Genomic DNA, 20,394 nt, shown 5'->3' with positions numbered 1-20,394 from the left:
TGGCCCGGGGCTGGCTGGCATTTTTGATCGTCGCGACGTCTTAAATGTTGACTCATTTAATCCGGTATTGCACTGACTAGTAAACATGATTATTCAAGTCAAGAAATGAATCGGATTACGCAACGCCTAGCCAGACGCCCGGCACAGGAAAGGGATCGATCCAGATGAACACCCACAATCCCAACGATTTTCGCTATCGCGTCCGCCGTTCCGACGATGCCTCCCCCCGTTTCGACCGGGTTCCGCTGGCGGTACGAACCCTTTCCAGCAACACCCTGTTCCAGGGCGAGCACGAGATAGGCATCGAGCATCACGGTGCACTCTACCGGCTGAAGATCACCCGCCAGGGCAAGCTCATTCTCAACAAGTAAGACAAGGCAACAGGGACCGAGACATGGATCAGCGCGTAAAATCCGCCCCGCATGAAATCCGGCGGGCACGGACAGACAATCCGAAGACGCGCGAGCGTGATCTGGCTGCCCATCTCGGCATTTCGGAAGCCGAACTGGTCGCGGCGCATTGCGGCGACGGCGTCGTCCGCATCGAGCCGCGCGTCAACGATCTTCTGACCGGCCTCGAGGCCGTCGGCGAGGTCATGGCGCTGACCCGCAATGAAAGCGCGGTGCACGAGAAGATCGGCGTCTATGACAAGGTCGTCACCGGCACCCACAATGCCATGGTGCTTGGCGAAAACATCGACTTGCGCATCTTCCCGAAGGTCTGGGCACACGGCTTTGCCGTCGAGAAGCGCGACGGCGACGAAATCCGCCGCAGCCTCCAGTTCTTCGATGCGGCAGGCGAGGCCGTGCACAAGGTGCATCTGCGGCCGGCCTCCAGCCTCTATGCCTATCAGAAGCTGGTCGCCGCGCTCGAATCGTCCAACCAGGAACCGACGGTCGACATCTCGGGGCCACTCCCCGATGACGAGATCCATGGCGACGAAGCGGCCGCCAATCTCGACGATCTGCGTGACCGCTGGAGCCGGCTGACCGACGTGCACCAGTTCTTTGGTATGCTGAAGACGCTGAAACTAAGCCGCCGGCAGGCGGTGCGCCTGGTTGGGCAGGACTATGCCTGGCAGCTCGACAATGAGGCGGTCCGGGCCATGTTTCATCATGCCGCGGAGGGCGAGATGCCGATCATGTGCTTTGTGGGAAACCGCGGCTGCATCCAGATCCATTCCGGTCCGATCAAGTCGATCAAGCCGATGGGACCATGGATCAACGTGCTGGACGAAACCTTCCACCTGCATCTGCGCACCGACCACATCCACGAGGTCTGGGCCGTGCGCAAGCCGACCAAGGACGGTCATGTCACCTCGCTCGAGGTCTATGACGCCGACGGCAAGATGATCATCCAGTTCTTCGGCAAGCGTCATGAAGGCGAAAGCGAGCGGGACGACTGGCGCTTCCTGGCGGAAAACCTGCCGCGCATCCCAAGCCCGACCGCAGCCTGAGAAAAAATGCTATGAGTGTTTTCCCAAGATTGTCGGCTGTGCGCGAATTTATTTTGGGGCCGGTGATCGGTCTCTCCATGGCTGCTATCGCACTGCAACCCGCCAGCGCCGCGGAAGGCACGGCCGTGTTTGCCGATCCTTCAAAGATCGTGGCCATTGGCGGCTCGATCACCGAGATCGTCTATGCTCTCGGCCAGGAAAAGCATCTGGTGGCACGCGATTCCACCAGCCGGTTCCCAAAGGCGGCGCTTGAGCTGCCCGATGTCGGCTATATGCGCGCGCTGTCGCCGGAGGGTGTGCTGTCGGTCGATCCGACCGGCATCCTGGCGCTGCATGGCAGCGGCCCCAAGGAAGCAGTCGATGTCTTGAAGAAGACGAGCGTGCCGTTCATCGAGGTGCCCGAGCACTACAGCCACGAAGGCATTCTCGAGAAGGTCCGCATCGTCGGCAAGGCGCTCGGCGTCGACGCCAAGGCCGAGGTGCTGGCCAAGGAGCTCGATGCCAAGCTCACGGCCGCCGAGAAGCAGACGGCCTCGATCAAGGAGCGCAAGCGCATCCTTTTCGTGCTGTCGATACAGGGTGGCAAGATTCTGGCGGCCGGCAGCGAGACCGCCGCCGACGGCATGGTCAAGCTGGCCGGCGGCGTCAACGCGGTCGAGGGCTTTTCCGGCTACAAGCAGATGTCCGACGAGGCGATCATAACCGCCAGGCCTGACGTGATCTTGATGATGAGCAATGCCGGGCCTCCGGTTTCGGACAACGAACTGTTCGGCAATCCGTCGATCGCCTCCACGCCGGCCGGAACGGCGCACAAGCTGATCCGCATCGACGGCGCCTATCTGCTCGGCTTCGGGCCGCGCACGGCTGATGCCATCCACGACCTCGCTGTCTCGCTTTATGGCGGGCAGGTCACGGACTGAGCAGGCAGATCATGGTCGATCGATCGATCGCCGGCCCGGTGATGGCAAGCGTATCCGAAGGCGACCGGTCGGGCCGCGCCCGCATCGTCATCCTTCTGCTGTGCCTGGGGCTCGCGGCTGCCGTTTTTCTGTCGCTGACATCGGGGGCTTCGGACGCATCGGCCGCCAACGTCATCGGGGGCTGGCTGTTCGGCGCAGTGCCTGACGACGCCGCGTTGAGCGCCCGCGACAGCCTGATCGTCTATGACATCCGCCTGCCGCGCGTCATCCTCGGCATGATGGTCGGCGCGGCGCTCGCCGTCTCCGGCGCGGTCATGCAGGGGCTGTTCCGCAATCCGCTGGCGGACCCCGGCCTGATCGGCGTCTCGGCCGGCTCCAGCCTCGGCGCGGTTGCCGTCATCGTGCTCGGCGCGACGATATTGGCTCCGGTGACAGCCTTACTCGGCACGCTTGCCCTGCCGCTGGCGGCCTTCTGTGGCGGGCTTGCCACCACGCTGGTGCTTTATCAGGTCGCGACGCGGCGGGGGCAAACCTCGGTTGCCACAATGCTGCTCGCGGGCATCGCGCTGGCGGCGCTCGCCATGGCGCTGACCGGCATCCTTATCTTCATGGCCGACGATCGCCAGTTGCGCGACCTGACCTTCTGGCAACTCGGATCGCTCGGTGGTGCGACCTGGGCGAAGATCGCGTCGGTAGGGCCGATCATCGTCCTGGCGCTGGCGGCGATGCCGTTCCTGGCACGCGGCCTCAACGCGCTGGCGCTTGGCGAGGCGACCGCCGGTCATCTCGGCATTCCGGTGCAGCGGCTGAAATACACGGCCATCGTCGGCGTCTCCGCCGCGGTCGGCGCATCCGTCGCCGTCAGCGGCGGCATCGGCTTCGTCGGCATCGTGGTGCCGCATCTGCTGCGCCTGCTGATTGGTCCGGACAATCGCTATCTGCTGCCGGCGTCGGCGCTGCTCGGCGCCTCGCTGCTGCTTCTGGCCGATGCGGTCGCACGCACCATCGTTGCGCCGGCCGAACTGCCGATAGGCATCGTCACCGCGATAGCGGGCGCGCCGTTCTTCCTTTGGATCCTGCTGCGCAAGCGCGGCGTGGTTGATTTGTGAGGCTTGATGATCGAGGCAAAGGATGTTTCGGTTGATATCGCCGGCAAGCCTATCGTCAGTGGTGTCGATTTCCACGCGCGGCCCGGCGAGATCGCCGCCGTCGTCGGCCCCAATGGTTCGGGCAAGACGACCTTCCTCAAAGCGCTCTCCGGCGAGCTCGCCTATACCGGCCGCGTTGCCCTCAACGGCCGAGATCTCTCGACGATGAAGCCGGCCGAGGCAGCCGTCCATCGCGCGGTGCTGCCGCAGGCGACGACGCTGTCGTTCCCGTTCACCGTGCGGGAAGTGGTCAAGCTTGGTCTTGTCGGCGGCCGTTCGGGCGCCTTGCCGGGCGAGGATGCGCGGCTGCCGGAACGGGCACTGGCGCGTGTCGATCTCGACGGCTTTGCCGGCCGTTTCTACCAGGAGCTTTCGGGCGGGGAGCAACAGCGCGTTCAGTTGGCGCGCGTGCTGTGCCAGGTCTGGGCGCCGGTGCTCGACGGCAAGCCGCGCTTTCTGTTCCTCGACGAGCCAGTGTCCAGCCTCGACATCAAGCACCAGCTGATCATCATGAACATTGCCCGCGACTTCGCCAGGAGGGGCGGTGGCGTGGTCGCCATCCTGCATGACCTCAATCTGACGGCCATGTATGCGGAGCGGATCTTCGTCATGCATCGCGGCCGGCTGGCCGCCGCCGGATCGCCGCGGGACGTGCTGAGCGATGATCTGATCGAGAAAGTGTTCGACTGCCGGCTCAGGGTCGGCGTGCTGCCGGCGGGCAATATGCCGTTCGTGCTGCCCCAGTCGGCGGTCTATTGATATTCAGGTGAGGCCGGGCCTGCGAATGGCGGTTTCCTGCGCTTCTCCCGCCAATTGTCGAAGTCGGCGCCGCCCCTCATTGCCCTGCCGGGCATTTCTCTCCGTAGAACGGGGAGAAATACGCTAGGCAGCCGGGGCGCGGCGCTCCATCAGCATGTCGATGCCGAGCAGGTTGCGCACATTCGGCCGCGCCGCTACCAGATCGGCGATCGTATAGCGGGCGAGCACTGCGAAAAACGCATTCAGGGCCTCGCGCAGTGCCGAGTTCAGCGCGCAGTTGTCGACGAGCGGGCATTCGGCGGCATCGTTCTCGAAGCATTCGGCCATGGCGAAGCTCTCTTCCGTCACGCGCACGACATCGAACAGGCTGATGGCTTCGGCCGCCCGGCCAAGCTTGACGCCGCCATTCCTGCCACGCACGGTCTGGACGAGGCCGTGCTCGACCAGCGGCTGCAGGATCTTGAACAGGAAAAGCTCCGATACAGAATAGGCGGCCGCGATCTCGGGAATACGGCTCAATCGGTCGTCATTTGCCGCGCAATACATCAAGATGCGCATGGCATAGTTGGTCTGGCGCGTAAGCCGCATATTGTCCTCACAAGGCACTGGGGCGGTGCAACCCACGCCAGATCTGGAAATTTTGCTGATGCGGCTTTGACCCGAAATTCCGGATTCGCCACATTGGCCCAGGCGGAATATGGCCTATACCTTGGAATAATTCCAGACTAGCTTGGCGCGATAGATGAATTTTCTCCTCAACTTTGTGTGCGCAGCCGGGCAAGATGCCGGGCGAAACCGGCTGTCGCGGGTATTTCGGCCGTCGGAACACTAGATAGGCTGAGATCGACGAGGAGCGGCTCACCCATGTCACAATCGGCTTCGCCCTTGACGCCGGTCCGTTTCGATGCCGAAGCGGATGCCAAGCTTTCCGCGTTGCGGCGGACGAAATTCCTCGCGGCGGCCGCGCTGGCGCTTTGCGTACTGGTGTTTGCGCTCGCCAAATCGTTCGAGCACATCCATGCGTGGCTCGGCTTCGTCGCTGCCTTTGCCGAGGCGGCGACCATCGGCGGCCTCGCCGACTGGTACGCGGTGGTGGCGCTGTTTCGAAGGCCGCTGGGGCTGCCGATCCCGCACACCGCCATTATCCCCGAGAACCAGAACCGCATCGCCGACAATCTCGGCCGCTTCATCGAGGTCAACTTTCTGGCGCCCGAACCGGTGCGTGAAAAGCTTGCCGAGGTCGATTTCTCGGCACTCGTCGCCGATTGGCTGGCCGATACGGAGCGCGCCGCCGGCCTGTCGCGCTTCATCGTGCGGCTGGTGCCGCAGACGCTTGCGGCGATAGAGCAATCCGGCCTGCGCGGCTTCGTCACCAGCCGCATGCTCGAACAGATCGAAAAGGTGCCGCTGGCGCCGCTGGCCGCCGAACTGCTCTCGGCGCTTACCGATGATCGCCGCCATCAGAAATTGTTCGACGAATTCACCAAGGTGATCGGGCGGTTCCTCAATGACGAAAAAGCGCTGGCAACGATGCGCGAAAAAATCCGCGAGGAACTGCCGTCGCTGTTCAACCTGTTCCGCGCCGACGCCTATCTCCTGAAGAAGATCGTCGCCTCGGCGGGCTCGCTGCTCGACGAAGTGAGGGCCGATCCCGACCACCCGATGCGCGCCGAATTCGACGGCTTCGCCCAAGGCTTCATCGATAAGCTGAGGACATCGAAACAATACGCCAAACGGGCCGAAAAGCTGAAGCGCGACTTCCTGGGCCGGCCGGAGGTCAAGGGATTGGCCGGCGACATGTGGGCAAGCCTCAGCCAGTTCATCGAGCAGGATGCCAAGGCGCCGAATTCGGTCATCCGTGCGCACCTCGCCAACATGTTCGTCGAGGTCGGCCGGCATCTTGCCGGCGATGCGCAGATCCGGGCCGACATGAACCAGGGGTTCGTGGTGGCGCTGGCGTCGTTCGTGGAGAGCCAGAAGGCCGGCGTGTCGACATTCATCGCCGACCAGGTCAAACGCTGGGACCTCGCGCAACTGACGCGGCTGATCGAGATGAACATCGGCCGGGACCTGCAGTACATCCGCTTCAACGGCATGATCATCGGCGGCCTCGCCGGTGTCGTGCTCTATGTGGCCGAGCGGCTGTTCCTCGTGAATTGATGCGCGGCCAGACTGGCGCTCATTCCTCCGCGTCCGAATGGACTCACGGCACGCGAGTGTTATTCTCCATCCGAGGGTGCCCGCATCCGCGGCAAAGGGGAGCAAACAAGCATGGCAAAACAACCGGAATCCGATTCCTTCATGGACATGTTCGGCAGGTTCGGCCGCGACCTGAAGGTGCCGAATGTCGATGTCGAGGCGATCCTCGCCCATCATCGCAAGAACCTCGAAGCGCTGGAGAAATCGGCACGAGCCGGTGCCGCCGGCGCCACCTCGCTGTTGTCCCGGCAGCGCGAGATGCTGCAGGATACGCTGCGCGAGGTCACCGATATGGCGCAAAGCTACAGGGCGCCGGGCAATCCGCAGGAACTGATGGCCAAACAGACGGAGTTTGCCAGAAAGTCCTTCGAGGCCGCGTTGAAAAATGCCGGCGAAGTGGCTGAACTGGTCAAGAAATCCGGTGCCGAATCGGTCGACATCCTGCGCACCCGCATCAAGGAGGCGATGGAGGAAATCCGCGCCGGCTACGAGAAGAAGTAGCGGATGTGGCCGGGACCGGTTCATGGCTGCCGGCCGCCCTGAAGCCCGGAAAGCCCGAGTTGGCCTGCGACTGCGCCGGCGGCGTGGCTCGATTGCGGCCGAGATCGACGGAACGGATTCGCGTAGAGCGAATTGACAGAGGCCGTCAGTTCGTGGTCCGGAGGCTCTGGAAGCGATCGGGAAACCAGGAATGAACGAAATACGGCCTAAAACGCCGCCTACCTACGAGCAGTTGAGGACGATGGCCGGGCTGGAACTCGGCGTGTCGGAGTGGACGACGGTCGACCAGAACCGCATCGATCAGTTCGCTGAATGCACCGGCGACCATCAATGGATTCATGTCGACCCTGAAAGGGCGCGGCGGCAAAGCCCGTTCCGCACGACGATCGCGCATGGCTATCTGACGCTGTCGATCATCGGCGCGCTGGCGCTCGGCATGGGCATCGTGCCCGAGAATACGCAGGCCGCCTTCAATTATGGCTTCGACAAAGTACGCTTCCTGGCGCCGGTCAGGGTCGGCGCCCGCATCAGACTGCGCATCACGCTGCTGTCCATGGAGGACAGGGGCCCGGGCCAGTATCTGATGAAGGCGGCCAACACGGTCGAGATCGAAGGCGAGGAAAAGCCTGCCTTGACGGCGGAAACGCTGGTCATGCTCTATGAACGCCGCAAGCGGGCAGGTGCCTGAGCCTGTTTGGAATTCTACTCTCTGAGCGGTGTGCGCGTCACGAAGCCCTGGATTCTGCGCGGCCTGTGGCGCGGGCCGAGAGCAGTGCGAGGAACAGCGCAGCCAGCGCCAGCACCGTCGCCGTCTGAAAGGTGACCTGCATTCCCCGGGCGGCGGCCTCGGAACTCAGAAGACCAATGCCTTCGTGCCCTTCGGCCGATGCGACGGCGAATATAGCGCCCATCAACGAGGCGCCGGTGATGAGCCCGAGATTGCGCGAAAGGTTGAGCAGACCGGAGACGACGCCGCGCTGACCCGCGTCAACGCCGGTCATGACGGCTGCATTGTTCGACGTCTGGAACAGCGCGTAGCCGATGCAGGTGACGGTGATCGCAACGACATAGCCGGCAATGCCGAATCTGGTCACGGCGAGCGACAGCAGGAACGTGCCTGTCGTGAGGCTGAGCAGGCCTGCGACCATCATCCTATGAGCGCCGAAGCGGTCGGTCAGGCGTCCGGCCACCAACGCCGACAAGGTCGAGACGAGCGGGCCGGTCGACAGCACCACACCCACCATTGCAGCATCTAGCCCGAGCCCGCGCGACAGGTAGAACGGAGCCACCACCAGCGTCGCCATCATCACCGTGGCGACGACGAGGCTCATGGCGAGACTGGCACTCAGCTGAAGATCGCGGAAGCTGGCAAGCCGGATCAAGGGGTTTTTCACTCTCGCCTGCGCGGCGGCGAAAAGAAAAACGCCGGTGCCGGCGGCGATCAGCAGGCCGATGTTGAGCGTGCCGAAATTGCCTCTGCCCAGCGTCATCGCCAGCGCATAGGCGGCCAACGTCAGGGCCAGCAGGGCGGTGCCCACGACATCGAACGTGCCTCGGTCGAGCCGCGCGGTTTTATTGCGTGCCGGCAGGGCACGCCAGGCAAGAACGAAGGTGAGCACTCCCAGCGGGACATTGACGAGGAAGATTGCCCGCCAGCCGAAGCCGGTGATCAAAAGGCCGCCGAGCGAGGGGCCAAGTGTCGTGCCGATCGCGGACATGGCGCCGAGCAGGCCCATGGCGCCGCCGATTCTGTCTTTGGTCACGGTTTCGGCGACGAAGGCCAGCGTCAGCGCCATCATCAGCGCTGCGCCAAGTCCCTGCACGGCGCGTGCGGCAATCAGCAGCCAGAGTGTCGGCGCCAGGCCGCAGAGCACCGATGCGGACGTGAACAGCGCGATGCCCCCAAGCAGCAACGGTCGGCGCCCGAACATGTCGGCCAGCCGGCCGGCGCTGACGATCAGTGTGGTGATGGCGAGGAGATAGGCCAGAACAATCCATTGCACGGCCTGGAACGTCGCGCCGAAATTCTGCATCAGCGACGGCAGCCCGACGCTGGCAATGCTGGTTCCCAGCGACGACAGCAGTGTGGCGAGCGACAGGCTTGCCAACGCCCAGCCGGCGGATTGCATCCGTGGTGGCGCCGATGTCAGCGCGTCCGGATTTTGCTCAGCGATTGCCACGGCGATCTCCTTCCATCAGTCCCACAACCGGAACTGCTGGAGATCTAGTTCCTTGGCCAATGTGGCGGAAGGCGCAGCATTTGCATCTTATTCGTGCGTTTGGCGCCATATCATGTCATGATCTGCCGATGACATCACCCGATCTCAACTTACTGTTCCCTCTCGACGTCCTGCTGACCGAAGGCAGCGTGGCGCGCGCCGCCAGCCGCCTACGCCTCAGCCCTTCGGCGATGAGCCGCACGCTGGCGCGACTGCGCCAGGCGACGGGCGATCCGCTGCTGGTTCGCGCCGGTCGAGGCCTTGTGGCTACGCCGCGTGCGGAAGAACTGCGACAGCAGGTAGGCCCTGTCGTCCAGGATGCGGAGGCGATCCTGCGCCCTGCCACCTTGCTCGATCTCCCGAACCTGGACAGGGTCTTCACGCTGCGCACCAATGAGAGCTTCGTCGAAGAGTTCGCACCTCGTCTCGTTGCCCGTATCCAGGCCGATGCGCCCGGCGTGCGGCTGCGCTTTGCACCGAAGTCCGACCGGGACGTCATGTCGCTGCGCGACGCGGCGATCGATCTGGACATAGGCGTCGCTGGCGAGACCGGCCCGGAGGTGCGCATCCAGGCGTTGCTTCGCGACCGCTTCATCGGCGCTGTGCGAACGGGCCATCCCTTGACCGAGGGCGCGGTGACGCCTGAGCGCTATGCCGCAGGCCGACACATCAGCGTTTCACGGCGTGGCCGCGAGAAAGGGCCGATCGACGAGGCTTTGAACCGGCTCGGGCTGCGGCGGACCGTCGTGTGCATGGTTTCCGGTTTCTCGGCAGCCCTTGCCATGGCCCGCACATCAGACCTGATCGCCAGCGTTCCGGAGCGGCATACCGAGGGCGCACGCGCCGGCATGCGCAGTTTTCCCCTGCCGGTTGCCACCGCGGAAGTCACCATCTCCATGCTCTGGCATCCGCGCCTCGATGCCGATCCGGCGCAACGCTGGTTGCGCGACTGTGTGCGGGAGGTGTGTGCGGCGTCGCGCTAACAACGATGAGAAGCCTGCGCCAACCGCCCAGGCTTCTCATCTGTCCAGTCTATTCGGTTTGGCGTTTCTGCAAATGCCTCAGTGCGCTTAGTGTGAGCGTCGCCATGACCGAACAGTAGGCGACCAGCGGCCACGCCGTGTCTCCGCCGAGCAGGACGACGAACAACGTGCCGAAGATGCCGACGACAAGGCTCTGGATGCAGAAGTAGAGTGCGACTGCGGTTCCCGCGACATCGCCAAACGCCTCGAGTGCACCGTTTGCGGTGACTGAGACAATGAAGACGATACCCACGGCAACGACCCACATCGGCAAGATAAATGTCGCGAAGGACGGCTGTGCGAACAGTTGCCCCACTGCCAATAGCGCTGCGCCGAACAGCAGCATCGCCATGCCTCTGATGGCACCGCCGGCGATGCCCCAGCTTGCAATGAACCTTCTGGCGAAGCGGGTGGTGACGATCATCACCAGCGCCGCGGTGGCGAAGGCTAGACTGAAGCCGAACTGTGAAAAGCCGGCGCGATCCATGAGCACCCGTGGCGCAGTCGAAAAGAACACGAAGAAGGCGCCCATGGCGGCACTGAATGCAAGCGTGTAGGTCCAGAAGGCAAGACTGGAGAGAATGGGTCGAAGCGCCATTCGCCTGGTATCGCCATTCGAGGGGCGGGTTTCGTGCCATTTCGGCCATGCGTTGAGGGTAGCTGCCGTGGCCAGGACTCCGAGCGTCAGGAAGATCGCCCGCCAGCCGAAATTGTCGGCAATCAACGCACCGGCAACCGGCCCCAACGCCGGCACGAAAGCCAACATCGAGCTGAACAGGCCGTAAATGACGGCACTTTCGGGTCTTTGCGCATAGACGTCGCGAACCGTTGCGAAGGTTGCAACGAGAATGGCGGACGCACCAATGGCCTGCACGACGCGCAGGACGACGAAGACAGCGGCCTGCGAGGTGCTGGCGAGCAGAAAGGAAGCGCCTGAAAACAAAAGCGCGCCACCGATCAGCACCGGGCGCCTGCCGATCCTGTCGGAAATCGGGCCGAAGACGACTTGGCCGAGCCCAAGACAGATCATGTAGAGGCTCAGCGTCAGCTGGATGACATCAGGCGATGTCTCGAGGATTCCCGGCATCGCCGGGACAATCGGGAGGTAGATGTCCATGGCCAGCGAGGCCAGGATGTCGAAGGGCGCCATCAGCACCATGGCTGCTGGCAGGGAAGTGGTCCATGTCGGGTTTTTTGGAAGAGGCATGATTGAACATCCGCTCAAATGGCTACATTTGGCGGCGATCTGCCGTTCTCACTGAAGATGGGAAATGACGGGCCGCCGCAACAACGAAGTGCTGTTGCGGCCTACTTGTCTGCTGACTTGCTGGTTCCCATAACCGCTATCCCGGAAAATGACGGCGCAGACATTCTCTCGAGTGCGCTCGCGTTTCCCTAGCAGCCGAAGGTTGCCCAGGCAACAGGATCAGCTTGATGCGCGTCAACGCGCCATCGCCGCCTCGAGCACCCTGAAAATCCGCTCGTCCGCGCATTGGGCAACGTTGAAGCGCAGGAAACGGCCAGCCGTTCCGGACAGGCTGAATGCGTTGCCGGGCGCCAGCACGATGTTGTCGGCCAGAGAGCGGCGGGCGACTTCGGCCGCATCGACGCCGTCCGGCAGGCTGCACCACAGGAAGAGGCCAGCCGGCTGGTCGATCCACGGCGTGATGGCGATCGCTTTCAGGTGGGCGGCCGTCTCGCCCATGGCGCGCGCAAGCTTCGCGCGCAGCAAATCCATGTGCTTGCGGTAGCTGCCGTCCTTCAGCAACGTCAGCACCAGTTCGGCCGCGAGCCGGCCACCGCCGAAGGTCGTGGCGATCTTGAGGTCGGTCAGGGGCTCGATCCAGTCGCGCGGTGCGGCGATGAAGCCGCAGCGAACCGATGCCGACAGTGTCTTGGAGAAGCTGCCGATATGGACAACGCGGTTGAGACCATCGAACGCCGCCAGCCTGGGGGCGGGCGCATGTTCGAAATCGGCGAAGATGTCGTCCTCGACAATGGTCAATTGCGATTGATCGGCGAGTTTCAGCAGCCGGTGCGCGGTGACTGGCGACAGCACCGCGCCGGTCGGATTGTGGATGCCGGAATTGGTGATGTAGAGGCGTGGCCGATGCTCGGCCAACGCCTGCGCGAACAGATCGATATCCGGCCCCGACGGCGTGTAGGGAACGCTGACGACCTTAGCCCGGTGAGCGCGCAACAGGGCGTGGAAGTTGAAGTAGCAGGGGTCGTCGACCAGCACGGTGTCGCCGGGCTCGATCAGGAACCGGCACAGGAGGTCGATGGCCTGCGTGCCTGATTCCGTCAGCATGATCTGCTCGGGCGAGGCCTCGATGCCATGCCCGGCCATGCGCCGCGCCAGCAATTGCCGCAGCGGTGGCAGGCCGAGCGGCGTGCCGTAATCGGCCAGTGCGACATCGTCGGCACGCGCCACCGTGCGCAGTGCCCGGCGCAGCCCTGCCTGTGGCATCCATGAAGCGGGCAGCCAGCCGCAGCCGGGCTTCAGCATGTCATCGCCGGCCTCCAGGGACTGGCGCGAGATCCAGAGCGGATCGACGGCGCGGTCGAGGCGGGGGCCGATTTCGGCCAGCGACAGCGGCGCCAGCGATCCGGCGGCATAGAAGCCGGAGCCCGGCCGCGAGCGGATCGCGCCTTCGGCGGCGAGCCGCTCATAGGCTTCGACCACGGTGGATTTGGACACTCGCATGGATTTGGCAAAGGCGCGGATCGACGGCAATTGCCCTCCCGGCGTCAGGCTGCGCGCCGCGATCCGCTGGCGGATCGTCGCCATGACGCCTTCGACCAGCGTACCGCCGCTCTCGCTTCCTGTAGTCTGCTTGTCCATCCGTACTGCTCTGCTGACCATGACAGTTTTGCATAATTGTACCGCATTGTCTCTGGCGATACTACCGGCTCCGCGCGATACGGAGCCGACAAACGGAGCATACGATGGACAAGACCGCGAGTGGCTGGATGAATGGATTCATCGGCGTGTTGATCTTCAGCGGCTCGCTGCCGGCAACGCGCGTGGCGGTCAGGGAATTCGATCCGACATTCCTGACCTCGGCCCGGGCGGCGATTGCCGGACTGCTTGGCCTTGCGCTGCTGCTCCTGTTTCGGCAGAAACGCCCGGAGCGCGGCGATCTGCTGTCGCTGGTGATCGTGGCACTTGGCGTGGTTGTCGGCTTTCCCTTGCTGACCGCGCTGGCGCTGAAGCACGTCACCACGGCCCATTCCATTATCTTCGTCGGCCTGCTGCCGCTGGCCACTGCGATATTCGGCGTGCTGCGCGGCGGCGATCGGCCGCGCCCGGCGTTCTGGTTGTTTTCATGCATAGGCAGTGCGCTGGTCGCGGGCTTTGCGCTGACGCAGGGCGTGACTGCCTCGCCGGTCGGCGACGGTCTGATGCTGGCTGCCATCATCGCTTGCGGCCTCGGCTATGCCGAGGGCGCCGCGCTGTCGCGCAGGCTCGGCGGCTGGCAAGTGATCTGCTGGGCGCTGGTGCTGTCGCTCCCGGTCATGCTGGTGCTGACGCTGATGACCATGCCGCCGTCGTTCGACGGCGTCGGCGTCAGTGCGTGGATGGGGCTTGCCTATGTCTCGTTGTTCAGCATGCTGATCGGCTTCGTGTTCTGGTATCGCGGGCTGGCGCAAGGCGGCATCGCCGCGGTTGGACAGTTGCAGCTGCTGCAGCCATTTTTCGGGCTGGCACTGGCAGCGACGCTGCTGCACGAGCAGGTCAGCCCGCTGATGGTGGTCGTTACGCTTGGCGTCGTGCTTTGCGTCGTAGGCGCCAAGCGATTCGCGAAGCAGGAATTGCCACGACGCGCGATTGCCTGACGACGGTGCCGTCCTCGCCTAAAACTTCGTCACCACCCCAATACCAATGCCCTCGAAGCCGCCCATCGCCATCAGGGCCGCAGGCGCCTCGTCGAGGCTGATCCTCTTGCCGACCAGCAGTTCGGGCTTCAGCTTGCCGTTGCGGATCATGTCCATCATCGCCTGGTAGCGGTAGGCCTGCATGCCGTGGCTGCCGAGGATTTCGAGCTCGAAGGCGATCACCTTGTCCATCGGCACCTGCGGCCGGGCATGCTCGCCCAGCATCAGGCCGACCTGCACATGGCGGCCGCGCCGGCGCAGATTGGATATCGAATTGAACGAGGTGGTGGGGTGGCCGAGCGCGTCCATCGACATATGCGCGCCGCCATTGGTGATCTGCTTGACCGCCTTGACCACGTTCGGCGTTGTAGATGCATTGATGGTGGCGACGGCGCCGATCTTTTTGGCGAAATCCAGTTTCTCGTCGGTGAGATCGATGGCGATGACATTGGCGCCCATGGCGCTGGCAATCATAATCGCCGACAGGCCGACGCCGCCGCAGCCATGCACCGCGACCCATTCGCCCGGCTTCACTCGGCCCTGGTCGACAATGGCTCGAAACGAAGTGACGAAGCGGCAGCCGAGGCTGGCGGCGGTGGCGAATTCCATCTCGTCGGGCAGGCGCACAAGATTGGTGTCGGCATGTTCGATGGCGACATATTCGGCAAACGAGCCCCAGCCGGTGAAGCCAGGCTGTGTCTGGTGCTCGCAGACCTGGTGATTGCCCGAATTACACTCGAAGCAGCGGCCGCAGCCGACGGCGAACGGCACTGTGACGCGCTCGCCGGCCTTCCAGCGCGTGACCTGCTTGCCCGCGGCGACGACGATGCCGGCAAGTTCGTGGCCCGGCACGTGCGGCAGCGTGATGCCTTCGTCATGACCCATCCAGCCATGCCAGTCGCTGCGGCACAGACCGGTCGCCTCGACCTTGATGACGACGCCATCGGCTGCCGGCTTCGGATCAGGAATGGTCTGGATCCTCGGCGCTTCGCCGAATTTCTCGAAGACGACGGCTTTCATCGATAACTCCAAATAATTTCACGGACCACGCGCATCGAAGCGCGAAGATAGCCGATTCCTTGGCGCGGCGAGTCCGAAATTGATGCTGTCGATCAGGCCTGGGACGCGGGAGCCGTGTCGAGCAGCGGCTGCCAGGCTCGGAACCAGTCGTCGGCCTCGGCGTCCCATGGCCAGATGCCTTCAGTCGTCGGAAAAATCAGCTGCACGACACGGAAATCCGGGCCGTCGTAGAACCAGAGATCCCAGCCGAAATGCTCGGGGTAGTGCTCGATATGAACAGCGCCGAACTGGCAGTCGAAGTCTTTGACGAAGCCGGACGTTCGCTGTCCTGGTTCGAAAACCTCGCCTGAGTGGACCCGTCTGCAATACTCGTTGATGATGGACTGCGAGATTTCAGGCCTCAGACCTATCACGACCAATTCTGGAGCCCCGAAATTGTGCTCGATACCGACTGAATAGGCGAAGGGCGCCAGGTCGCCTTCCTCCAGCACGTACAGGATATGGCAGCCATAGGCCTCGATGTCGGCAAGCGCCTTTACTTCCTCTGGATCGGTGGCTTCTCTATTCGGCATCGATCTGGTTCTGGGGCGCCGCTTTCTGGAAGGCCGGCAGCGCCATGCAGGCGGCGTTGATGCGCGCGATCGTCGGGTAGGGCGTCAGATCGACGCCAAAGCGGGCATTGCTGGCAATCTGTGCGGCGAGGCAGATGTCAGCCAGACCCGGCGCGTCGCCATGGCAGAATGTTCCGGTCTCCGCCGACAAGGCCAGGATCTTTTCAAGCGGCTGAAAGCCCTCGTTCACCCAGTGGCGGAACCAGTTGACGACGTCCTCGTCGCCGGCGCCGAACAGCGTGCGCAGCGAGGTCAGCACGCGCAGATTGTTCACCGGGTGGATGTCGCAGGCGATCATCTGCGCCAGCATTCTGACCCGTGCCCGACCGGCCGCATCCCCTGGCAATAGCGGTGGTTCCGGGCTGGTCTCGTCGAGGAATTCGATGATCGCCAGCGATTGCGTCAGCAGCGTGCCGTCGCCGAGCACCAGCGCCGGCACCAGCCCTTGCGGATTGACCGCGAGATAGGCTGGTTCGAGGTGCTCGCCATGGCGCAGATGATGCGGGATGTAGTCGTAGCTCAGCCCCTTCATCTCCAGCGCGATCCGCACCCGGTAGGAGGTGGAGGAGCGATAGTAGTTGTGCAGGACGAGTTTGCTCATGCGCTCACTTCGGCTGGCCGATGGTCACTTCGATGGTGCCGATGCCGTCGACGCCGCCGGTCATCGTGTCGCCGGGGCCAACCGCGCCGACGCCTGCCGGCGTACCGGTGAAGATCAGGTCGCCGGGCTCGAGCTCCATCGCCTCGCTGCAGATCGACACGATATCCGGTATCGGCCAGATCAGTTCGGCGAGGTCGGCATCCTGCCCGACCTTGCCGTTGACGGCGAGCCAGATGCGGCCCTTCTGTGGGTGGCCGGATTCGTGCGCTTGCACCAACGGGCTGCAAGGGGCGGAGCGGTCGAAGGCCTTCGACCAGTCCCAGGGCCGGGCGGCCTTCTTGGCCTCGTCCTGCAGGTCGCGGCGGGTGAGGTCGATGCCGACACCATAGCCCCAGACATGGTCCAGCGCCTTGTCGCGGGGAATGCGGAAGCCGGCTTTGCCGATCGCGGCCACCAGTTCGATCTCGTGGTGCAGATTGGCCGTCAGCGGCGGGTAGGGGATAGCGGTGCCGGAATCGACCACCGCGTCGGCCGGCTTGGTGAAGAAGAAGGGCGGATCACGCTCGTCATTGCCGAATTCGCGGGCATGCGCCGCGTAGTTGCGGCCGACGCAGTAGATACGGCGCACCGCAAAACGATCGGACGAGCCGGCAACGGCCACCGATGCGGTTGCGGGCAGGGGAAGGACGAATTCTGTCATCAAGGGTCTCTGCTTGGTTGCCGGAACATTCGACCGATTTGGGGGCCTGGACAAGGCGATTTGGTCGAGAAAGTGCCGGCGGCACTTTCCGCCGGAGATGGCGATATACTATTTGGCAATAATCTGGCCATGGTGGAGAGGTTATTCTAATCGCTCACGAACTGAAATGAACCCCATGACCGCAACCCACGATCGCGCCCGGTTCCTGATCATCGACGACCATCCGCTGTTTCGTGAGGCGCTGCACAGCGCCGTGCAGATGGCCTATCCGGAAGTCGACACGGTGGAGGCGCGCTCGATCACCGAGGCGCTCGATCTTCTGGCCGATGCCAAGCCGTTCGACCTCGCGCTTCTCGACCTCTCGATGCCCGACGTGCACGGTTTTGACGGCCTGCTGCAACTCCGGACCCGCTATCCGCGCCTGCCCGTGGTGATCGTCTCTGGTTACGAGGAGCCGAAGATCATTTCCGAAGCGCTGTCCTATGGCGCTGCCGGCTTCATCCCGAAATCGGCGCGCAAGAGCGACCTCGCCGCAGCCATCCGCTCGGTGATGGAAGGCGCGATCTATGTGCCGGAGACCTATGAAGGCCGGCCGCCGGATGCCGACAGCGCCGACCGCGCCGACATGGTGCAGCGCCTGTCGACACTGACGCCGCAACAGCTGCGCGTGCTGCAGATGCTGCGCCAGGGCCTGCTCAACAAGCAGATCGCCTACGAGCTGCAGGTGGGAGAGACCACGGTGAAAGCGCATGTCTCGGAAATCCTGCGCAAGCTCAATGTCTACAGCCGCACGCAAGCGGTGATCGAGGTGTCGAAGCTGGACAATGCGGAGTTGTTTCGCGATCAGGCTGGGTTTTGAGGGCGGGCGTCCACCGTCATGGCTCATGACAGCGAAAGTCTCATCAGCGGGCGGGCCGCATCGCGGTGCGCGATGGCTTGGAAACCTGCGCTCTCGAAGGTCGACACGTAGCCGCTACCCGTTGCGCTCGGCGACTTGCCGCCATCGAGCGGCATCGCCTCGATCGCCTTCGCGCCATGTCGTCTTGCGTGAGCGATGCTCGCCTCGATCAGCGTTCGCGTCATCCCGCGGCGACGATAGCCCTTGCGGACGTAGAAGCAGGAGATGAACCATGTCTCTTCCCTGCGATCTTCTGCCCCGATCCATCTTTTCTTCAGGTAAGGCACGGCTTCGATGGGCGTGATTTGGCACCACCCGACGGCCATTTCTCCATCGAAGGCCAAAAGGCCCTGAGGCACATCGCCCGATAGCGCCGCTTGCTGAAATTCGTGCCGATTCCGATCGGGCGGCTGCTTTCGGTAAGCCGGGCCGATCCTGCCATACATGCACCAGCAACGACCGACAGGCCCGCTCGCCGAAAACAGATCCACGAGTGCCGGCCAATTCTGTCGAGAAAGCGGTTCGACTCGAAAGCTCATTGCCCACAAACGCCGACAGTCGCCATCGGGTTCGGTTGCCGCGCAGCAATGTCCGCTTTCTCGTCCATCGCGACGGCGCCGAAGCGGAGCTGTTTCGCGATCAGGCCGGGTTTTGGGTTCGCCCAAAGCGATGGTCAAGCGAGCGTGGTTAAAAGTGCACTGTCACCGCAATTCGCAATTGCCAGAAAGTCAGTCCATTTTTCGGTTCGAAAGTGCGTTAAAAACATTGTTGTAGACGTTGCTAATTTCCCAGCCCCTACTCTCAAAATAACTCTCAACAACCTCAAGGACCCAATTCGCGAACTCAGGTCCGTCCATCCACCTTTTCCTCACTACAAGACCCCAGAGTAGAAAAATAAATCTACGGTCGTATGAATATTCGTGGGATATCTTCCGGGAAAATAAATCAACGAATTCGCCGTATTTTTCCTTAGAATCCTCATCAAATTCAGATTTCAAGTTTGAACGTATGAAATCCAAAAATACAGAGTATCTCAATCTTTCTACTTCAGATATGCCAATATCGATTGCCGCGAGAATTTCTGCGACAGTTTCTCTGACAACGATCTCGATAGGAAATTTACCTACTATATCTACTATATCCAATTTTTGTTTTCCCGTTACGACCCATCGCCGGCTTAATATTTGACGCCCAGAGAATTCATCACGCTGCGACACGATGAACACGGTCCCATTTGCGCCCCTGTCGGTCCAGGCAGGGTCCTGCCGATGGATGCGGTACCTACCGACAGGTTCTGGGGGTTTTCTCCTGCATTCATTGCTTTTGATATAGCGTCAATTTCGCCGCAACAGCCATGCGCTTGTGATTTTTGTGTCACATTTGCGAACGCCTCGTCCACTGTCGAATTTGTTGATCGCTGAACCCCAAGTTTTTCAGCGGCCCGCAAACTTAGTCCTGGATAGGCAGCGCCGGTTTCGGACGATACCGCGAATGATGCCGCTCCCTGCTTAACCCCCAAAGATTCGGCAGAGAGCGCCGCTTTTGACGCAAGTGTTTTGGCTATCGTCAACTCAGAAACGGTAGCGAGCGCCTTAACCCCAAGCCCGCCTGGTATGACGCCAAAACGCCATCAGCTGTATCGGCTCTTCCTGATCTGCTAAGGTTGTATTTTCCCAAGGCCTTTCGGGTAACTTCCGGTGAAGCGCCATCTAATACGCTGAGGTCACCGTCGGCGTTTCGGAGAGCTGACGCCAGCCTGTCCGCTTGCTTGTCCTGTTCACGGGCTTGCTTCTCTGCCGCCGCTCTGTCCTTGGCGACTTGCGCGGATGATGGTGTGCTAGCGACGTGCCCGTTGTTGTCGGCGTTATTGACCGGATCGTTCTGGGCATACGCATACCGGTTGGTGCCGACGCCTGCTTTGGTCGGATCCCAGTCATCCGGTGAAATAAACCGCCCCAGCACCGGGTCCATGTACCGAGCATTGAGATACAGCAGGCCGGTCTCGGGATCGAAGCGTTCGCCGATGTAGTTCTTCTGCGTCTGGAAGCCGGTGTTGAGGCTTTCGCCATAGGTGGCGTAGCTGGTGGCGTCGACGACGGTGCCCGACATGTCGGTGACTTGGCGCACCGAGGCGAGATGTTCGCGGTGCAGGAAGTATTTGGTGGTGCCGACGACCTTGATGTCGGGATGCGGATAGCGCGTGTAGATCTCCGCGCCCGGTGTTGCCGGATTGATCTCGACATTGGCGTCGGGATAGAGCGTCGTGGCGAAACTCGATGACTTCTTGGCCCGCGCACCATCAGGTCCATAGGCGAAATTGACGGTGTTGGAGGCGCGGGTGACCGTCTTGAGGCGATTGGCCTCGTCCCACACAAAGGTGCGGCAGAAGGCGTCATAGGTAAAGGTTTTGACGAGACCATTCGGGTCTGTCTTCGTTTCCGGCAGGCCGCACACGGCATTG

General features: G+C 62.7%; 22 protein-coding genes. 11 read left to right on the top strand and 11 right to left on the bottom strand.

The window, feature by feature from the left end:
- The first annotated feature begins 164 nt into the window (after nt 1-164).
- From hemP to AC0L2D_RS00835, 5 genes are read left to right on the top strand one after another with little or no spacing between them, the layout of a single operon-like run.
- Nucleotides 165-371, top strand: a complete 207-nt coding sequence (gene hemP / locus AC0L2D_RS00855) for a hemin uptake protein HemP (RefSeq protein WP_063172343.1) — start codon at nt 165-167, stop codon at nt 369-371.
- A gap of 23 nt (nt 372-394) precedes the next feature.
- Nucleotides 395-1,456 carry a hemin-degrading factor gene (locus tag AC0L2D_RS00850; protein WP_224675391.1) on the top strand — a complete coding sequence of 354 codons (1,062 nt, stop codon included), beginning with the start codon at nt 395-397 and terminating at the stop codon, nt 1,454-1,456.
- An 11-nt stretch (nt 1,457-1,467) separates the two neighbouring features.
- Entirely contained in the window at nt 1,468-2,376 is a 909-nt protein-coding gene (locus AC0L2D_RS00845; protein ID WP_473540123.1) for a heme/hemin ABC transporter substrate-binding protein, read from the top strand.
- Between the two features lie 11 nt (nt 2,377-2,387).
- Nucleotides 2,388-3,485, top strand: a complete 1,098-nt coding sequence (locus AC0L2D_RS00840; protein WP_473540122.1) for a FecCD family ABC transporter permease — start codon at nt 2,388-2,390, stop codon at nt 3,483-3,485.
- Nucleotides 3,486-3,491: 6 nt separating this feature from the next.
- Entirely contained in the window at nt 3,492-4,283 is a 792-nt protein-coding gene (locus AC0L2D_RS00835) for a heme ABC transporter ATP-binding protein (protein ID WP_024503815.1), read from the top strand.
- A gap of 123 nt (nt 4,284-4,406) precedes the next feature.
- Here the strand turns inward: AC0L2D_RS00835 and rirA are convergent, their stop codons facing one another.
- Nucleotides 4,407-4,871, bottom strand: a complete 465-nt coding sequence (gene rirA / locus AC0L2D_RS00830; RefSeq protein ID WP_473540121.1) for an iron-responsive transcriptional regulator RirA — start codon at nt 4,869-4,871, stop codon at nt 4,407-4,409.
- A 276-nt stretch (nt 4,872-5,147) separates the two neighbouring features.
- On the opposite strand from rirA, the gene AC0L2D_RS00825 reads away from it, so the two are divergent.
- The 3 genes from AC0L2D_RS00825 (at nt 5,148) to AC0L2D_RS00815 (ending at nt 7,671) form a co-directional block, all read left to right on the top strand.
- Nucleotides 5,148-6,443 (top strand): DUF445 domain-containing protein, encoded by a 1,296-nt coding sequence (locus tag AC0L2D_RS00825; RefSeq protein ID WP_013531246.1) that lies wholly within the window; start codon nt 5,148-5,150, stop codon nt 6,441-6,443.
- 111 nt (nt 6,444-6,554) lie between these two features.
- Nucleotides 6,555-6,983 (top strand): phasin family protein, encoded by a 429-nt coding sequence (locus AC0L2D_RS00820; protein ID WP_024503818.1) that lies wholly within the window; start codon nt 6,555-6,557, stop codon nt 6,981-6,983.
- A 190-nt stretch (nt 6,984-7,173) separates the two neighbouring features.
- Nucleotides 7,174-7,671 carry a MaoC family dehydratase gene (locus AC0L2D_RS00815; RefSeq protein ID WP_013531248.1) on the top strand — a complete coding sequence of 166 codons (498 nt, stop codon included), beginning with the start codon at nt 7,174-7,176 and terminating at the stop codon, nt 7,669-7,671.
- Nucleotides 7,672-7,708: 37 nt separating this feature from the next.
- Here AC0L2D_RS00815 and AC0L2D_RS00810 read toward each other — a convergent pair whose 3' ends face one another.
- A complete protein-coding gene (locus tag AC0L2D_RS00810; protein WP_473540119.1) occupies nt 7,709-9,163 on the bottom strand; it encodes an MFS transporter in 1,455 nt (484 codons plus the stop codon).
- A gap of 128 nt (nt 9,164-9,291) precedes the next feature.
- Here AC0L2D_RS00810 and AC0L2D_RS00805 point away from each other — a divergent pair, with 128 nt between their 5' ends.
- Nucleotides 9,292-10,185: a LysR family transcriptional regulator gene (locus AC0L2D_RS00805; RefSeq protein WP_473540118.1), complete on the top strand. Its 894-nt coding sequence runs from the start codon at nt 9,292-9,294 to the stop codon at nt 10,183-10,185.
- 49 nt (nt 10,186-10,234) lie between these two features.
- Here the strand turns inward: AC0L2D_RS00805 and cml are convergent, their stop codons facing one another.
- Both cml and AC0L2D_RS00795 read right to left on the bottom strand, forming a co-directional pair.
- Entirely contained in the window at nt 10,235-11,431 is a 1,197-nt protein-coding gene (cml, locus tag AC0L2D_RS00800; RefSeq protein WP_027160454.1) for a CmlA/FloR family chloramphenicol efflux MFS transporter, read from the bottom strand.
- 234 nt (nt 11,432-11,665) lie between these two features.
- Nucleotides 11,666-13,069, bottom strand: coding sequence for an aminotransferase-like domain-containing protein (locus AC0L2D_RS00795; protein WP_473540117.1), 1,404 nt, complete (start codon nt 13,067-13,069; stop codon nt 11,666-11,668).
- Nucleotides 13,070-13,173: 104 nt separating this feature from the next.
- Here AC0L2D_RS00795 and AC0L2D_RS00790 point away from each other — a divergent pair, with 104 nt between their 5' ends.
- On the top strand, nt 13,174-14,064 hold the full coding sequence (locus tag AC0L2D_RS00790; RefSeq protein WP_027160452.1) for a DMT family transporter: 891 nt from the start codon (nt 13,174-13,176) through the stop codon (nt 14,062-14,064).
- A gap of 18 nt (nt 14,065-14,082) precedes the next feature.
- Here the strand turns inward: AC0L2D_RS00790 and AC0L2D_RS00785 are convergent, their stop codons facing one another.
- The 4 genes from AC0L2D_RS00785 to AC0L2D_RS00770 all read right to left on the bottom strand — a co-directional run bounded on the left by AC0L2D_RS00785 (nt 14,083) and on the right by AC0L2D_RS00770 (nt 17,035).
- Nucleotides 14,083-15,123 carry a zinc-dependent alcohol dehydrogenase family protein gene (locus AC0L2D_RS00785; RefSeq protein WP_473540116.1) on the bottom strand — a complete coding sequence of 347 codons (1,041 nt, stop codon included), beginning with the start codon at nt 15,121-15,123 and terminating at the stop codon, nt 14,083-14,085.
- Between the two features lie 92 nt (nt 15,124-15,215).
- Nucleotides 15,216-15,695: a DUF4262 domain-containing protein gene (locus AC0L2D_RS00780; RefSeq protein ID WP_473540114.1), complete on the bottom strand. Its 480-nt coding sequence runs from the start codon at nt 15,693-15,695 to the stop codon at nt 15,216-15,218.
- The gene (maiA, locus tag AC0L2D_RS00775) at nt 15,685-16,335 is read right to left on the bottom strand and encodes a maleylacetoacetate isomerase (RefSeq protein WP_024503824.1); all 651 of its coding nucleotides are present in this window, start codon (nt 16,333-16,335) and stop codon (nt 15,685-15,687) included. Before maiA ends, AC0L2D_RS00780 begins: the two co-directional genes overlap by 11 nt.
- Nucleotides 16,336-16,339: 4 nt before the next feature.
- Nucleotides 16,340-17,035, bottom strand: a complete 696-nt coding sequence (locus AC0L2D_RS00770; RefSeq protein WP_473540112.1) for a fumarylacetoacetate hydrolase family protein — start codon at nt 17,033-17,035, stop codon at nt 16,340-16,342.
- 175 nt (nt 17,036-17,210) lie between these two features.
- Between AC0L2D_RS00770 and AC0L2D_RS00765 the strand changes: the two genes are divergently transcribed.
- Nucleotides 17,211-17,894: a response regulator gene (locus AC0L2D_RS00765; RefSeq protein WP_024503826.1), complete on the top strand. Its 684-nt coding sequence runs from the start codon at nt 17,211-17,213 to the stop codon at nt 17,892-17,894.
- A gap of 23 nt (nt 17,895-17,917) precedes the next feature.
- Here the strand turns inward: AC0L2D_RS00765 and AC0L2D_RS00760 are convergent, their stop codons facing one another.
- The 3 genes from AC0L2D_RS00760 to AC0L2D_RS00750 all read right to left on the bottom strand — a co-directional run bounded on the left by AC0L2D_RS00760 (nt 17,918) and on the right by AC0L2D_RS00750 (nt 20,387).
- Nucleotides 17,918-18,424 carry a GNAT family N-acetyltransferase gene (locus tag AC0L2D_RS00760; protein ID WP_473540110.1) on the bottom strand — a complete coding sequence of 169 codons (507 nt, stop codon included), beginning with the start codon at nt 18,422-18,424 and terminating at the stop codon, nt 17,918-17,920.
- Nucleotides 18,425-18,661: 237 nt separating this feature from the next.
- Nucleotides 18,662-19,078, bottom strand: a complete 417-nt coding sequence (locus AC0L2D_RS00755; protein ID WP_127370482.1) for a hypothetical protein — start codon at nt 19,076-19,078, stop codon at nt 18,662-18,664.
- 421 nt (nt 19,079-19,499) lie between these two features.
- Nucleotides 19,500-20,387 (bottom strand): RHS repeat-associated core domain-containing protein, encoded by an 888-nt coding sequence (locus AC0L2D_RS00750; protein WP_473540108.1) that lies wholly within the window; start codon nt 20,385-20,387, stop codon nt 19,500-19,502.
- Nucleotides 20,388-20,394 lie beyond the last annotated feature (7 nt).

It is taken from the genome of Mesorhizobium sp. WSM4833 (assembly GCF_055811095.1).
The sequence above is the reverse complement of the archived record's forward strand: the minus strand, read 5'-3'. Positions and strand labels throughout refer to the sequence as shown.

What these genes read in the sequence shown, in the direction of transcription:
- AC0L2D_RS00840 (WP_473540122.1), top strand. Translation starts at nt 2,388, where the DNA reads ATGGTCGATCGATCGATCGCCGGCCCGGTGATGGCAAGCGTATCCGAA.
- AC0L2D_RS00835 (WP_024503815.1), top strand. Translation starts at nt 3,492, where the DNA reads ATGATCGAGGCAAAGGATGTTTCGGTTGATATCGCCGGCAAGCCTATC.
- AC0L2D_RS00790 (WP_027160452.1), top strand. Translation starts at nt 13,174, where the DNA reads ATGGACAAGACCGCGAGTGGCTGGATGAATGGATTCATCGGCGTGTTG.
- AC0L2D_RS00820 (WP_024503818.1), top strand. Translation starts at nt 6,555, where the DNA reads ATGGCAAAACAACCGGAATCCGATTCCTTCATGGACATGTTCGGCAGG.
- AC0L2D_RS00795 (WP_473540117.1), bottom strand. Translation starts at nt 13,069, where the DNA reads ATGGACAAGCAGACTACAGGAAGCGAGAGCGGCGGTACGCTGGTCGAA.
- hemP (WP_063172343.1), top strand. Translation starts at nt 165, where the DNA reads ATGAACACCCACAATCCCAACGATTTTCGCTATCGCGTCCGCCGTTCC.
- cml (WP_027160454.1), bottom strand. Translation starts at nt 11,431, where the DNA reads ATGCCTCTTCCAAAAAACCCGACATGGACCACTTCCCTGCCAGCAGCC.
- AC0L2D_RS00845 (WP_473540123.1), top strand. Translation starts at nt 1,468, where the DNA reads ATGAGTGTTTTCCCAAGATTGTCGGCTGTGCGCGAATTTATTTTGGGG.
- AC0L2D_RS00770 (WP_473540112.1), bottom strand. Translation starts at nt 17,035, where the DNA reads ATGACAGAATTCGTCCTTCCCCTGCCCGCAACCGCATCGGTGGCCGTT.
- AC0L2D_RS00850 (WP_224675391.1), top strand. Translation starts at nt 395, where the DNA reads ATGGATCAGCGCGTAAAATCCGCCCCGCATGAAATCCGGCGGGCACGG.
- rirA (WP_473540121.1), bottom strand. Translation starts at nt 4,871, where the DNA reads ATGCGGCTTACGCGCCAGACCAACTATGCCATGCGCATCTTGATGTAT.
- AC0L2D_RS00765 (WP_024503826.1), top strand. Translation starts at nt 17,211, where the DNA reads ATGACCGCAACCCACGATCGCGCCCGGTTCCTGATCATCGACGACCAT.
- AC0L2D_RS00805 (WP_473540118.1), top strand. Translation starts at nt 9,292, where the DNA reads ATGACATCACCCGATCTCAACTTACTGTTCCCTCTCGACGTCCTGCTG.
- AC0L2D_RS00815 (WP_013531248.1), top strand. Translation starts at nt 7,174, where the DNA reads ATGAACGAAATACGGCCTAAAACGCCGCCTACCTACGAGCAGTTGAGG.
- AC0L2D_RS00785 (WP_473540116.1), bottom strand. Translation starts at nt 15,123, where the DNA reads ATGAAAGCCGTCGTCTTCGAGAAATTCGGCGAAGCGCCGAGGATCCAG.
- AC0L2D_RS00780 (WP_473540114.1), bottom strand. Translation starts at nt 15,695, where the DNA reads ATGCCGAATAGAGAAGCCACCGATCCAGAGGAAGTAAAGGCGCTTGCC.
- AC0L2D_RS00825 (WP_013531246.1), top strand. Translation starts at nt 5,148, where the DNA reads ATGTCACAATCGGCTTCGCCCTTGACGCCGGTCCGTTTCGATGCCGAA.
- maiA (WP_024503824.1), bottom strand. Translation starts at nt 16,335, where the DNA reads ATGAGCAAACTCGTCCTGCACAACTACTATCGCTCCTCCACCTCCTAC.